Annotated in this window: 13 protein-coding genes and 3 pseudogenes; 8 read left to right on the top strand and 8 right to left on the bottom strand. The window is 35.2% G+C overall.

Features of this window, described 5'->3' with window-relative positions:
• Positions 1 to 4: 4 nt before the first annotated feature.
• The 7 genes and pseudogenes from RICGR_RS07135 to RICGR_RS07160 all read left to right on the top strand — a co-directional run bounded on the left by RICGR_RS07135 (position 5) and on the right by RICGR_RS07160 (position 5833).
• Positions 5 to 1225, top strand: coding sequence for an IS256 family transposase (locus RICGR_RS07135; protein ID WP_006034785.1), 1221 nt, complete (start codon positions 5 to 7; stop codon positions 1223 to 1225).
• A 138-nt stretch (positions 1226 to 1363) separates the two neighbouring features.
• Complete coding sequence (gene ispH / locus RICGR_RS07140; protein WP_006035965.1) at positions 1364 to 2314, top strand: 4-hydroxy-3-methylbut-2-enyl diphosphate reductase; 951 nt, start codon at positions 1364 to 1366, stop codon at positions 2312 to 2314.
• Positions 2315 to 2713: 399 nt separating this feature from the next.
• Complete coding sequence (locus RICGR_RS08150) at positions 2714 to 2875, top strand: leucine-rich repeat domain-containing protein (protein ID WP_081441717.1); 162 nt, start codon at positions 2714 to 2716, stop codon at positions 2873 to 2875.
• Between the two features lie 410 nt (positions 2876 to 3285).
• Positions 3286 to 3957 carry a DUF4304 domain-containing protein gene (locus RICGR_RS07145; RefSeq protein ID WP_006034807.1) on the top strand — a complete coding sequence of 224 codons (672 nt, stop codon included), beginning with the start codon at positions 3286 to 3288 and terminating at the stop codon, positions 3955 to 3957.
• A 131-nt stretch (positions 3958 to 4088) separates the two neighbouring features.
• The gene (locus tag RICGR_RS07150; protein ID WP_006035399.1) at positions 4089 to 4382 is read left to right on the top strand and encodes a transposase; all 294 of its coding nucleotides are present in this window, start codon (positions 4089 to 4091) and stop codon (positions 4380 to 4382) included.
• A 23-nt stretch (positions 4383 to 4405) separates the two neighbouring features.
• Positions 4406 to 4603, top strand: a complete 198-nt coding sequence (locus RICGR_RS08000; protein WP_006034729.1) for a hypothetical protein — start codon at positions 4406 to 4408, stop codon at positions 4601 to 4603.
• A 17-nt stretch (positions 4604 to 4620) separates the two neighbouring features.
• Positions 4621 to 5833: pseudogene (locus RICGR_RS07160) on the top strand (IS256 family transposase).
• A gap of 156 nt (positions 5834 to 5989) precedes the next feature.
• On the opposite strand, the pseudogene RICGR_RS07165 reads toward RICGR_RS07160, so the two are convergent.
• The 7 genes and pseudogenes from RICGR_RS07165 to RICGR_RS07190 form a co-directional block, all read right to left on the bottom strand.
• Positions 5990 to 7020 (bottom strand): annotated as a pseudogene (locus RICGR_RS07165) (IS481 family transposase).
• 116 nt (positions 7021 to 7136) lie between these two features.
• The gene (locus tag RICGR_RS07170) at positions 7137 to 9116 is read right to left on the bottom strand and encodes a hypothetical protein (RefSeq protein ID WP_040615258.1); all 1980 of its coding nucleotides are present in this window, start codon (positions 9114 to 9116) and stop codon (positions 7137 to 7139) included.
• Positions 9117 to 9532: 416 nt separating this feature from the next.
• On the bottom strand, positions 9533 to 9778 hold the full coding sequence (locus RICGR_RS08155; RefSeq protein WP_081441729.1) for an integrase core domain-containing protein: 246 nt from the start codon (positions 9776 to 9778) through the stop codon (positions 9533 to 9535).
• Positions 9779 to 9850: 72 nt separating this feature from the next.
• A complete protein-coding gene (locus RICGR_RS07575; protein ID WP_240992252.1) occupies positions 9851 to 10315 on the bottom strand; it encodes an IS3 family transposase in 465 nt (154 codons plus the stop codon).
• Positions 10316 to 10412: 97 nt separating this feature from the next.
• Positions 10413 to 10631: a transposase gene (locus tag RICGR_RS07180; protein ID WP_050764048.1), complete on the bottom strand. Its 219-nt coding sequence runs from the start codon at positions 10629 to 10631 to the stop codon at positions 10413 to 10415.
• Between the two features lie 73 nt (positions 10632 to 10704).
• Positions 10705 to 11313 (bottom strand): DDE-type integrase/transposase/recombinase, encoded by a 609-nt coding sequence (locus RICGR_RS07185; RefSeq protein WP_006035121.1) that lies wholly within the window; start codon positions 11311 to 11313, stop codon positions 10705 to 10707.
• Complete coding sequence (locus RICGR_RS07190; protein ID WP_006035826.1) at positions 11313 to 11615, bottom strand: transposase; 303 nt, start codon at positions 11613 to 11615, stop codon at positions 11313 to 11315. The genes RICGR_RS07185 and RICGR_RS07190 overlap by 1 nt, the downstream gene beginning before the upstream one ends.
• Positions 11616 to 11684: 69 nt before the next feature.
• Between RICGR_RS07190 and RICGR_RS07195 the strand changes: the two are divergent.
• Positions 11685 to 11990 (top strand): annotated as a pseudogene (locus RICGR_RS07195) (integrase core domain-containing protein); the annotation flags it as partial.
• 34 nt (positions 11991 to 12024) lie between these two features.
• Here RICGR_RS07195 and RICGR_RS07200 read toward each other — a convergent pair.
• Positions 12025 to 13362: a hypothetical protein gene (locus RICGR_RS07200; RefSeq protein ID WP_006035382.1), complete on the bottom strand. Its 1338-nt coding sequence runs from the start codon at positions 13360 to 13362 to the stop codon at positions 12025 to 12027.
• Between the last annotated feature and the right edge of the window lie 156 nt (positions 13363 to 13518).

Raw genomic sequence — 13518 nt, forward strand, 5'->3', positions numbered from 1 at the left:
TGACATGAAACAAGCCATACTCAGTAAAGAATTTGAAGCTGAAGCGATAGCACGGCTAAAATCAGGAGAATCGTTAACAGGAAAAGATGGAATATTAACGCCGTTAATAAAACAAATTATCGAAGCATCGTTAGAGGGGGAAATAGACGCTCATTTATCAGAATCTAAAGCAACGGATATCTCAAATCGACGCAATGGAAAAACCAGTAAGTTATTAAAAACGGGGACAGAAAGTTTTGAGCTAGAAACACCCCGAGACCGTTTAGGAACGTTTGAACCACAAATGGTTAAGAAACGTCAAACGGTTTTAAACGAGTCCTTAGATAACAAAATACTGTCATTGTATGCACTTGGGATGAGCTATGAGGCGATCCAAGAACATCTGGCGGATATGTATGGTCTTGAGGTTTCAGCCGCTAAAATTAGCTTGATAAGCGATAAATTAATGCCGGTTATAACGGAATGGCGAAATAGACCGTTAGAATCTGTGTATCCCATCGTATTTCTCGATGCCATGCATTTTAAGGTGCGTATTGAAGGAAAAGTCAGTAGTCGTGCTTTTTATTCGGTTTTGGGTGTTAACAATCAGGGTCGTAAAGAAATTTTAGGGCTGTATCTTTCTGAAAATGAAGGTTCTCGTTTCTGGCTACACGTTTTAAATGATTTGTGCGCTCGCGGAGTTGAGGATATTCTCATTGCTAGCATTGACGGATTAAAGGGTTTTCCTGAAGCCATTGCTGAGGTTTTCCCCCAGACAGAAATTCAGCTTTGTGTGATTCATCAAATCCGTAACTCATTAAAGTACGTGACCAGCAAAGATCAAAAATCCTTTATGGCTGATTTAAAATTGGTTTATCGTGCGAGCTCCAAGGATTTAGCCGAGCATCGCCTATTGGAGCTTGATGAAAAATGGGGTAAAAAATACCCTGCTGTGATTAAGTCTTGGCAAACTCAATGGGAGCGTTTGTCTCAGTATTTTAAGTACCCAGAAGAGCTACGACGTATTGTTTACACAACGAATATAGTGGAGGGGTTTCATCGGCAAGTGCGTAAATATACCAAAAATAAAGGCGCTTTTACTAGTGAAAATGCCTTACTTAAATTAATTTACTGTGCCTGTCAAAAAATACTAGAAAAGTGGTACCAGCCCCTGCATAATTGGGCCTTAATTGCCTCTCAACTACAGATATTTTTTGATGGCAGATTAAATTTACAGTTACGATAAAATTATTAATGACACAGTTTTGTGAACACTCTCATGTTATGCAAAAATTAATGTTTAGAAAGAGCTCTTTTTTTGTTACGAAAATCTCAGTTTATTTTGTACACTGTCCAAACTTATTTTTTATTTAAGAACCTTGATATGAAAATTGTTTTAGCGAATCCAAGAGGTTTTTGTGCCGGTGTTGATCGCGCTATTGAAATTGTCAAAAGGGCATTACATTTGTTTGGAAGGCCTCTTTATGTACGTCATGAAGTCGTCCATAATCGAATGATTGTTGCTGAATTACAACAAAAAGGCGTTACTTTTGTAGAACACATCCAACAAATACCCATGGGTGCAACCGCTATCTTTAGTGCTCATGGTGTTTCTCTCTCTGTTCGAGAAGCAGCTAAACAACGCAATTTAAAAATTTTTGATGCGACATGTCCTTTAGTGACTAAAGTACATATGGAAGTGGCACGTTACAATCGTTTAGGTCAGGAATGCATTTTAATTGGTCATGCGGATCATCCTGAGGTTGAAGGAAGTTTAGGACATTATGATAATCCTCGCGGTGGAATCTATTTAGTGGAAAATCTTGACGATATTGCTTCATTAAACGTTAAAAATCCTTCTTTATTGAGTTATGTGACTCAAACTACCTTGTCACTGGATGATACACAAGTGATTGTAAAGGCATTGAAAGCGCGTTTTCCTAAAATTTCTACACCTAAAAAAGAAGATATTTGTTATGCGACTCAAAATCGTCAACAAGCCGTTAAAGAATTAACACAGCAATGTGATATAGTTTTCGTTTTAGGCTCAGTGAATAGTTCGAATTCGAATCGATTGAAAGAATTAGCAGAACGGCTAGGAAAACCCGCTTATTTAATCGACTCTGCGAAAGATATTCTAGCCCATTGGTTCATTGGGAAAAAATCGATTGGTATTACTGCAGGGGCTTCTGCGCCAGAATTTTTAGTGCAAGAAGTTGTCAAACAGATAAAAAGATTTCCTACGTGGCAAAAATGTCCGGTTGAAGAATTAATGGGTAGAAAGGAAAACGTTGCTTTTGCGCTTCCACGACCGTTAAGAATTTCAATTGACTGATTCCTATAACCCTAATTCTGAATACCTTACACCGCTCGCTTGTAATGGTTTGTACAATCTTTTGCGCATTTAACTCGCTTCCTTCTTCCCGTTATCTTCTTTTTAATCTGAAAGTATAAATTTAAGGGTTGCTATAATAGATAAAAATTTTATGCCCATTATTGTCTAAAAAAAATCCCCTACTAAAAAATAGGGTAAATTTTGTATGGTGTTAAAAGAAAAAAAGTAGTTATAAATAAATCATAGTTTTTTATGTAATTTAATTAGGATTACCATGAAACATGATGATAGCTTAATCAAAGACCCCCAATTAAATAAAATTTTACATCAAACTTTGGATACACCACTTACATCGGACGACTTGATGCAGCCAATCAGTAAATTTTCGATTTAGGTAGTATGGAATACTGTAAAAATATTACCAATGTCAATTTTTCATTTAACTCTATCAGCGATCTTTCGCCACTTAAAGGTTTAGATTCATTAGTCGAAATAGATATTTCTCATAATTTAATTACTGATATTTCTCCCTTAAGTAACTTGGTCAAATTGGTTCTATAAAATTTGTATTGAATAAACCGTTGTAATTTTATCTTATGATAGGAAAAGAAGAATCACTATAATAAATGAAGGTCGTTATTAGAGAGGGCATGATAAATCTTACAGAAATCTACTAGCGAAACTTAAAAAAACGTATTAAATATGTTTGATTACAAAATGATTGTACAGAATGGTTTAGTTCATTAATAGCGTTCTTACTGGATTCTAAAACACTAATACTTTCAGTTGAGGCGAGAACTCAGTTTCATATGGATACCTTCGTAGTGCCTATTTCTTAGATACAGGGTTCTTATCCAAGAATGAAAACTGCTTAGGTAGGAAATAAAATAATACTGAGTAAGTATCTGAGATGCCTTGCTAAATGGAGTAACTGTAAAAATTGTTGTGTATAGCGAAGGAGAAATTAAAAAATGTATTCAGAAATATTTAATCGTTTATTGAAGCTAATGCGACCCTTAATGAAACAACAGGGTTTTATTTTGAGAGGTAATAGTTTTTATAAAAGAAATCCAAAAAAAAATATTGGAATAATCAATTTTCAAAGAAATAGAGAGGAATTTTCTAAATTTACCATTAACGTGGCTATTTATTCGAGGGTATTAGCAGAATTTTTTTTAGCTGAATTTAAGCAAAAGCAAGTAAAAGAATATCCTTTATTTGGTGATTACCATTGTCAAACAAGAGTTGGTGATTTGGTTCCTAAAGAAAATGTTTATCGAAAAAAAGACAAAAAATGGTTAAATGGGGATGATAAATGGTGGCATTATGACGACAAAACAGATGTTGATGTAATGTTTCAAGAAATCAGCGAGTTGATTATTGAGTTTGCTATTCCATATATAGATAGCCATATCACGGATCAGCAGTTAATAGAGCTATGGTTTCCTCTAGTAAGACAGGGTAAAAAACATCTTTTCAAAGAACTTTCAGTTTTGCTTTTATTTAATGACGAAAAAGAAAAATTAAAGATAGTTATGAATAAATTAGCAGAATACTTAGAATGGCGTCCAGAGCTTATGGGGTTAAAAAGGCATTATGATCAGCTTAAGAAAGAAATGGATAAAAAATTAGCTTCTAATTAAAGAAAATGTGAAAGCAAATATTTACCTAAAAAATTGAAATTTTATTTTATCTTATATGGTAACCCTCCCGTAAAATACCCCAACCATTAAATAGAGTTTTTTGGTAAATTACTGACCAGGAGAGTTAACAAATGAAGAAGAAAAAGTTTAGTGAATCACAAATTATCACCGTGCTGAAAGAGTATGGAGCGGGAGTTCCAGCGGTTGAATTAGCCCGTAAATATGGAATTGGAGAAAGCACAATTTATACGTGGCAAACAAAATACGGGGATATGGAGCTATCAGAATTGAAGCGCCTACGTCAGCTAGAAGATGAACATACCCGTTTAAAAAAAATGTATGCGACCTTGAGTATGGATCATGAGTTACTTAAGGAGGTGCTTGAAAAAAAGTACCACGTGGATCTGAGCGGCGTGAAATCGTAGATGAGTTGATAGTTAACTATAGCGTGAGCATCAGTCAAGCGTGTCGCGTTATCACGATGGATCGTAAAACTTATCGTTATAAACCTAAGAAAAAATCAGGTGACCAAATGATTGAGTCGTTATCAAAAAATTATTCTGCTGAGTATCCAACCTACGGATTTGGGAAATTATTTAATTTAATTCGGCTTAAAAATTATCCCTTTAATCATAAGCGAAGCTGATAAATAAGGACTAAGCAATGGAACAACAATTTACTATTGATAAAAAATTACTGGATGAATTGTTGAAATCAATCAAAACTGAAAAAGATCGAGCGGCGCTAAGCAAGCACTTGCTAAAACTCACCGTAGAACGTGCGATGGATGCTGAATTAGATGAGCATCTTGGTTATCAAAAGCATGCTGTTGAAGGAAAGAATACAGGAAATAGTCGTAATGGCTATTCTTCTAAGAGCCTAAAGGGTAATTTCGGTGAAGTTGAAATTAGTACGCCACGTGACCGAAATAGTACATTCGAACCTCAACTTATTCGCAAAGGGCAAACACGCATCACTGAATTTGACGAACAAATTTTGGCTCTTTATGCCAGAGGTATGACCACCCGCGATATTGCGGCTACGTTTTAAAGAAATGTATGGCGCAGAAGTATCGCACAGTTTAATTTCCAAGGTCACTGAAGCGGTTATTGACGAGGTTAACGCTTGGCAGAATCGTCCATTAGAAACGGTGTATCCGATACTTTACTTAGATTGCATCGTTATTAAGTGTCATCAAGATAAACGTGTTATCAATAAATCGATTTATTTGGCATTAGCGATTAATTGCCGTGGCCAGAAGGAATTACTTGGCTTGTGGATAGCCGAAACGGAAGGCTCTAAATTTTGGCTATCGGTATTAACCGAGTTAAATAATCGTGGTGTGAAGGATGTTTTTATTGCGTGTGTTGACGGATTAACCGGCTTTCCAGATGCCATTAATGCGGTATTTCCCAATACTAAAATTCAATTATGTATTGTGCATCTTATTCGTAATTCGTTACGCTATGTGCCCTATAAAGACATGAAAGCCGTTGCCGCTGACCTTAAAATTATTTATCGTGCTATTTCCATTGAACAAGCAGAAGAAGCCCTTCTCACTTTTAGTGAGAAATGGGATAAAAAATATCCAGCGATCAGTCGTTCCTGGCATAAGAACTGGAGCAATATTATAACCCTATTCGATTATCCTGATGAAATACGTAAAATTATCTACACAACAAATGCCATTGAATCACTCAATCGTGTTATTAGAAAATCGATTAATAACCGTAAAATTTTTCCTAGTGACCGATCCGCATTAAAAGTAGTCTATTTAGCGATACAGAAGGCATCCCAAAAGTGGACTATGTCTTTGCATGATTGGAGAGTGGCTATGAATCGATTCGCTATCGAATTCGAGGGCAGGTTCTCCTAAAACAGCGCGTTTACACAAATCCGTTTACAGGCTCATTTATTTCGAAATATACAAGAAATACAGAACATAACTCGGTTAAATTCATGTATTCATGTGTATTAGCTCAAACTTGATCGTACAGTGACCGGCTTTTAAGAAGTGACTGTCAGGTGAAGTTTAGTGAATAAACTTTTCCTTCCAGATTTGTTTCCCATCAACAAGTGTTTCTACGGGTGTTCTCCCACAACACATTTTATCTTGATGAGTGCGTTTATTATTATAAAAATCAAGCCACTCGTCTAGATCATTTTGTAACATTTCTAGACTGGAATAAAGTTTTTTCCGAAAAGTTACTTGATAAAACTCCTGTAGAATCGTCTTATGAAAACGTTCGCAGATGCCATTGGATTGAGGTGATCGAACTTTAGTTTTTGTGTGATCAATATCGTTAAGCGCTAAATAAAGCTGGTAATCATGATGTTCAGTTTTACCGCAATATTCTGTACCTCTATCCGTTAGAATTCTTAATAAAGGCAAATGATGTGCCTCAAAAAAAGGCAATACCTCATCGTTTAATAAGTCAGCCCCTGTAATCGGGGTTTTCGTCGTATAAAGTTTAGCAAAAGCAACTTTACTATAGGTATCAACAAAGGTTTGTTGATAGACACGACCCACTCCTTTTAGCGTACCGACATAAAAAGTATCTTGTGAACCTAGATAACCTGGATGAGCTGTCTCAATTTCTCCAGACACTTCATCGTCATGTTTTTTCCGTTCAAGCGCAACAATTTGTGCTTCTGTTAAAAGGATACCTTCTTCAGCTACCTTGGCTTCCAGGGCCTTCAAACGTGCTTTAAAATTTTCCAATGAGTGGCGGACCCAGATACTTCGTACGCCACTTCCCGAGACAAAAATACCTTCCCTGCGTAATTCATTACTGGCTCTGTGTTGGCCATGCGCTGGATAAGCAATTAGTTCACAACAGCAATTTCCGTTTTATCGTCCACCCGGTTTTTTAAATTAGGTTGCCGGCGACTCTTTTCAAACAAAGCTTCCACACCGCCTTCTTCAACTGCAGACTTATAACGATAAAAGGTATCTCGAGAGAGTCCCATTACCTGGCAGGCTTTTGATACGTTACCTAGTTCTTCTGCCAAATTAAGCAGTCCCACTTTATGTTTAATAATTTTATCCGTAGTATGTAACATGAGAGTTTCCTCTATTTTTAAGTTTTGAGTCAAAGTTTTTGCACTTCTATCAAAACCGGAAACTCTCGCTTTTTCAAGCTATTTGTACGATCTCATCTAAACTAATCCAATTCATTCTATTTCTTTGGAATCTTTTCTGGTATAAATTCTTCTTCTATTCCTTCACTTTTTGACTGAGAATCTTTAGTCATAGCTTTCGCTTGAGCTGAAAAGGCTTTGCTGACTTTTCGTGCATTATTAATCTGAACTTCTGTCGCTCGGTTCATTATATTTTTTAATTGAATCCCTCGTGTATTTATAGTCGTTTGAGTGCCTTGTACTGTTTTTACATTATTGACTGAAGTAACATTAGCGTTTTGTATTGAATCTCGTATAATAGAAAGTGATACATTTCTTGCCTTTATAAGGTTACCGAGTTCTTTCCTTACCATTCGCGAACTTCTATATTCGTTATTGATAGCTGCATTTGCTTCAGACAACTCTGGCGTCACACCACCAATTTTGACTTCTGTTGCAATAGAATTATAATTTTGTGATAAAGCTATTTCGCCTTTTATAAGCGAAGCTACTGTAATTTCAGCAGACGCATTTGCTCTAATCGCTGACAAAGATTCGATACCTTTTGAGGCTGTGTCCGGAATAGAGGTCACCTCATCTTTGCTTTTGACTCCATCCAGTAAGACTTCTCTCTCTCTGCGTATTATTTCTTCTATCGCTGCTCCTGCATCATTAGCGCTGTTTGTTGCTGTTGCAACATCTTCAGTAGTGGGCTCGGTACAAATTTGTGTAGCTTGGTCACTTATATTTTTCAACTCGATTTCCTTTTTTTTCTTAACAAAGAACCAAGTATAGATTGATTCTCCAATTGTTAAGGTTGATACAGCAATTCTGAGAATCAATCCAACGATCACATCGACATAACAAAAAGTTTCAGGAGATTCATCACTGTTTATAGGAAATTTAGCTGGCTCTAGAAATGTAGAAAATACATTTAGGTTTGTTATTGCCCCTAATAAAAGTACCGTTAAGCGGTTATCAGAGATATCTTTGGTAATAAATCTTTCAAACTGATATGAAAAAAGGACAGTAATCAACGGGTTATTACCGATCGAAAAATTATTTGACAATTGCATATTCGAATAGGAAAGTGAAACTGTTTGTGAATAATCCAAATAAGTAAATTTATAACCTCCGTTATAATCATTTAAATCAGCCAGATCGCTTCCCGGTACATCAGAATTAGGCTCCATTTTAATAATACCTAACTTTTTACCAGCTATTATCATACTGTCTTGTTGGTTTAGTGTAGAACCTTGATAAACGTGAAATTGAATACTTTCTCCCCATTTCTTTCCAGATGCGTTTAAACTAGAAAAAATATACTGATAAGGATACGTAACTATATAACTAAAATAAAAAACAACTGCGAAAAAGCTTAAGTTATTATTTCCTGAAGCAGTATGAATACATTGATCTAAAGCAGATATGTCTAATACTTTATCTTCTGATGCTATCTGAATCGCTTGTAAACACTTATAAAAGTTTTCTGTGGTCGTTGAAAGGCTATTTACTTGCAAAAATTGTATAAATTCAAAAGCAGATGACATCTCTTCAGCATCAGCCTCTAATACAGTAATCGGTGGAATCTCCCCATCTCTCAAAGGAAGTTGTATAACCACGTACTTATATGGGTTTAAGAACTTTGGATCTACTATAATCAGTAACCAAAGTGTTATGGGTTCTGTTTGAGTTCCCGAGGGTAAAATGACTGATTTTGTTTCTCTGTTTGCGATGATTTGTTTATCTTCTGTTGTTGAAAGGTAGCTTAATATACCACTATAAGGCAATTGCTCAGAATCCGTCACATTAATAACCGCCAAGGGCTGGTCTAAATTATTTGTTAAAGAAACAGTCATTTTACTCTTTCGCATTATATTCTCTCCTATTTTAAGATGCATTTCTGTAATCCCCCTTAGGTAAAGCCGTTCAATGGAAGTTATACCCCCCATCTGTTTAAACAATGTTTGCTCTGCTAGGTAAAGTAATGGATTTAATTCACCACTAGCAATAATTCGCTTATTATTAGCTTCTAGCAAAGTATTTCTAGAATCCAGTAAGAACGCTATTAATGAACTAAACCATTCTGTACAATCATTTTGTAATCAAACATATTTAATACGTTTTTTAAGTTTCCCTAGTAGATTTCTGTAAGATTTATCATGCCCTCTCTAATAACGACCTTCATTTATTATAGTGATTCTTCTTTTCCTATCATAAGATAAAATTACAACGGTTTATTCAATACAAATTTTATAGAGAAAAAAAAGCAACTTAATATCTACTCAAATATTCCGCTTTTTCAGAACATGCGAGTCTATGCTCAAAAATTTCAGCCATCATGTGCCCGAAATGTTCACATCACGCGACTTATTTAGGCTGCAACTATCCCTCTGCATCTGACACACAGTTCTAGGTAAGTCTCCCTGTAAACCTCCCAAACTTCCCCCAGTTTTTAAATAGAGTAATTTTTGTTTAGGGATTGAAAATAGTATATGGGTGTTTGATTATTTAAAGCTTCATGGGGTCTTTCCTCGTTGTAATGTTTAAGCCAGTTATCAGTTATGTTCTGTATTTCTTGTATATTTCGAAATAAATACCTATCTAAAACAGCTTCACGATAAGTTCGGTTAAATCTTTCGATAAATGCATTCTGTGCGGGTTTTCCAGGTTGGATATATTGAATTTCAATCCCCTGTATTTTCGCTCATTGTTGGAAGTGACGTGAAATATTTTCTGGGCCGTTATCCACTCGAATACGCTGAGGGTAGCCCTATTTCATGGCGAGTTGATCCAACCATCGGGTAATCCGCTTGGAAGGTAAACCATAAGCCACTAATATTCCTAATCCACCGCGATGATAATCATCAATGATATTTGCTGTACGAATGCGTCGCCCATTGACTAAAGCGTCGCTCATGTCGTCTAACGACCAGCATTGATTGATACCCTCAGGTTGCTGTAATTTAATAGCGGTTCGAGGGGCTAAACGCTTTTTTGGTTTTATCTTTAAATTAAGCTTTAATTCACAGTAAATTCGATAAACTCGTTTATGATTAAAGGGATAATTTTTAAGCCGAATTAAATTAAATAATTTCCCAAATCCGTAGGTTGGATACTCAGCAGAATAATTTTTTAATAACGACTCAATCATTTGGTCACCTGATTTTTTCTTAGGTTTATAACGATAAGTTTTACGATCCATCGTGATAACGCGACACGCTTGACTGATGCTCACGCTATAGTTAACTATCAACTCATCTACGATTTCACGCCGCTCAGATCCACGTGGTACTTTTTTTCAAGCACCTCCTTAAGTAACTCATGATCCATACTCAAGGTCGCATACATTTTTTTAAACGGGTATGTTCATCTTCTAGCTGACGTAGGCGCTTCAATTCCGATAGCTCCATATCCCCGTATTTTGTTTGCCACGTATAAATTGTGCTTTCTCCAATTCCATATTTACGGGCTAATTCAACCGCTGGAACTCCCGCTCCATACTCTTTCAGCACGGTGATAATTTGTGATTCACTAAACTTTTTCTTCTTCATTTGTTAACTCTCCTGGTCAGTAATTTACCAAAAAACTCTATTTAATGGTTGGGGTATTTTACGGGAGGGTTACCTAAGCATTTTGAGCAGTTTTTCCAGGCTGTATATATTGAACAATCACTTGATGTTGCTTTGCCCAACTAAGAAAGTGTTTTGACAAGTTCTCTGGGCCATTATCTACCCGAATAACGTTGGGATAACCTTTGATAGCGGTAATAGTATCAAGCCATCGTGTCACACGCTGTGCAGGCATTGAGAATCCAATTTCAATACCCAATCCTTCGCGGTTATAATTATCAATGACGTTGACTGTAGGTAAGCGTTTTCCAGTAAATAAAGCATCGCTCATAAAATCTAATGACCAACATTCATTTAAGTACATCGGCTGCCTAAGCGATTGCTTTAAGCGAGAAGGCAATCGCTTTTTATTCTTTCGTTTGAGATTTAATCGTAATTCGCAATACAAGCGATAAACTCTTTTATGATTTATCATATAACCTTGGGCCTTTATCATTTGAAATAGCTTTTTAAATCCATACCGTGGATGTTCAGTCGATAATTGTTTTAATAATGCTTTAATGGCTTCATTGGCTTGAGTTAGCCTCGATTTGTAATCGAAATTTATACGATTAATTCGAGCTACACGGCAAGCACGATTGATGCTAATTTGTTTGGCCGCCACTAATTCTTGCGCAATAATTCTTCGCTGACATCCACGCCTAACTTTTTTTCGAGGACCTCCCTTAAAAGTTCATGGTCTAAACTTAATGAAGCATACATCCTTTTTAATCGAAGATTTTCATCTTCCAGCTGTTTTAAGCGTTTAAGTTCCGTAACACTCATACCCGCATATTTTGATCTCCAAGCAAAGTACGTGCTTTGGCCCATTCCATATTTTCGGCATAAATCGGTAATCGGAATACCCGCTTCCCCTTCTTTTAATATCGTGACTATTTGCGTTTCGGTAAATTTTTTCTTCTTCATTTAGAATCTCCGCTGGTTATTAATTTAACAGAAACTCTATTTCTTACTTGCGGCAGTATAGGGGAGACTTACCGTATCCATACCATTCAAACGGATAATGGCCATGAATTTCAAGCCAAATTCCATTGGCATGTCGAAGATTTAAGCATGAGGCATGTTTATATTAAACCAGCCATGCCTCATCTCAATGGTAAAGTAGAGCGTTCGCATGGGATTGATAAAGAAGAGTTTTATCAAATGCTTAACTATAAAAACGACGTCGATTTAGATAAAAAAATTCGTGAATGGGAAAATTTTTATAATTACCAACGACCTCATGGTTCTTTAAAAGGTAAAACTCCTTATGAAATTCTAAAAATTAAACTTTCTTGTTAAAATTAGGCTGTCAACCTTAGTTATTTTCTTAAGCTTATTTTTTAGAGATTTTTATGCAGCCATTTAAAAAACTCGAAGTGTAGCAAAAATCTTTATTTGGAAATAGAGATTGATCCCAAAGTAAGTCTGAAGCTCCTTTTGTTATTTCTAACGCAATACCTATTTCTTTATAGGCATCGATATTGTTATGATAAAAGTTGTAGTTTACGGTATCAAACAACTGACATATTCGTGGAAATTTTTGTTTGTAATGAGAAGAATTATTCTTTATTGTATCAAATAAAATTTTTAGCTCTCGCTGATCGGTTAAAATATCTCGAGGTTCCTTGTTCATAGGTAACCCTTCTAAAATCGAAGGAAAGGATAGCGAATAGTAAAGAGGGGTATTTTTTTGAATATTAAAATAGGATGGATGCATTATAGTAGGTAAGTATTTTAGCTTATAAATATCAATAAAAATTTCCTTAAGAATTTTAGTTGGTGCAATAATTTGTTCTAAATTCGCTGAAGAAAAACCAGGTAATAAACCGACAGCTATAGCAAGCAAATGTTTTGCAGTACTTAATATATAGGGGCGAGGCTTTAAATTTCTACAACCAATAGCAGTCATAAATTCTTGCCATGTCAGTTCAAAATTGTAAAAATTACTATACCCCGGAGTTAATTGATTATGATAAGCTTTAGATAAAAAGTTAAAAAAAGGAAACCAGTTAGGGTTAGTGCAATTAACTTCTTCAAACCAGCTTTTAGTAAAAAATAACACCTGGTTATTCCATTGGTTAATATAATTCGGATGGTTACTAATAGATGTAAAAATACCCCAATGATCAGATAAAGAAATAGGAGGATCTAACTGCATATTTAGATATTTTTTAAGCCTACTATACCCGCCTTTATTAGCTATTTTAGGCACTAAAAATATGGAACGGGCGCCACTATTAATACTAAAATTTGGTTTTTCTTTATAATCGTAAATAGTTTGCATAATCTCTTGTAAGCCAAATAATTGTCCGGGCATTAATAATTTTAAAGGAATGACACGGTTTTTGTTAAAGGGACAATAAACCTCTATTGCTTTATTTAGGAGTAAACCCAATGGAACACTGGCGTAGGAAAGTTTATCTTTTAAAGAGCTATTTACTAAACTGATAGACACATTTGTTTTTTTAACGTAACTGTATACACTAAGTTCACCATTATTTACTAAAGTAGAGCCATAGGGGTAAACTACCTTAATAAAATTTGGTTTCTTTTGAAGTTTTATTTTTTGAATACAATTAAATAATTCCACATTTGTTTCTTTAATAACTTTTTTTATTTCTCCCCAAGTAACTTCTGAAACTTTAAACTCATCCAAGCTTGTCTCTGGCATAACTAAATTAACCCATTTAATGAAAATTAAAAAAGAATCTATTTTTAATTATTATCTTTAGAATGTTTTAATTGTGAGAAGAGTTGTAATGACTTAGAATTTTTATTGACCGTAAATATTGATCCACTGATCCGAAAAAGTCAATATATTAAATTT

The organism is Rickettsiella grylli (assembly GCF_000168295.1).
Taxonomy (GTDB): domain Bacteria; phylum Pseudomonadota; class Gammaproteobacteria; order Diplorickettsiales; family Diplorickettsiaceae; genus Aquirickettsiella; species Aquirickettsiella grylli.

Bases quoted from the DNA above. Each gene is read 5' to 3' on its own strand.
- RICGR_RS07135 (WP_006034785.1), top strand. From the start codon at position 5: ATGAAACAAGCCATACTCAGTAAAGAATTTGAAGCTGAAGCGATAGCA.
- ispH (WP_006035965.1), top strand. From the start codon at position 1,364: ATGAAAATTGTTTTAGCGAATCCAAGAGGTTTTTGTGCCGGTGTTGAT.
- RICGR_RS07190 (WP_006035826.1), bottom strand. From the start codon at position 11,615: ATGAAGAAGAAAAAATTTACCGAAACGCAAATAGTCACGATATTAAAA.
- RICGR_RS08150 (WP_081441717.1), top strand. From the start codon at position 2,714: ATGGAATACTGTAAAAATATTACCAATGTCAATTTTTCATTTAACTCT.
- RICGR_RS07200 (WP_006035382.1), bottom strand. From the start codon at position 13,362: ATGCCAGAGACAAGCTTGGATGAGTTTAAAGTTTCAGAAGTTACTTGG.
- RICGR_RS07150 (WP_006035399.1), top strand. From the start codon at position 4,089: ATGAAGAAGAAAAAGTTTAGTGAATCACAAATTATCACCGTGCTGAAA.
- RICGR_RS07180 (WP_050764048.1), bottom strand. From the start codon at position 10,631: ATGAAGAAGAAAAAGTTTAGTGAATCACAAATTATCACCGTGCTGAAA.
- RICGR_RS07145 (WP_006034807.1), top strand. From the start codon at position 3,286: ATGTATTCAGAAATATTTAATCGTTTATTGAAGCTAATGCGACCCTTA.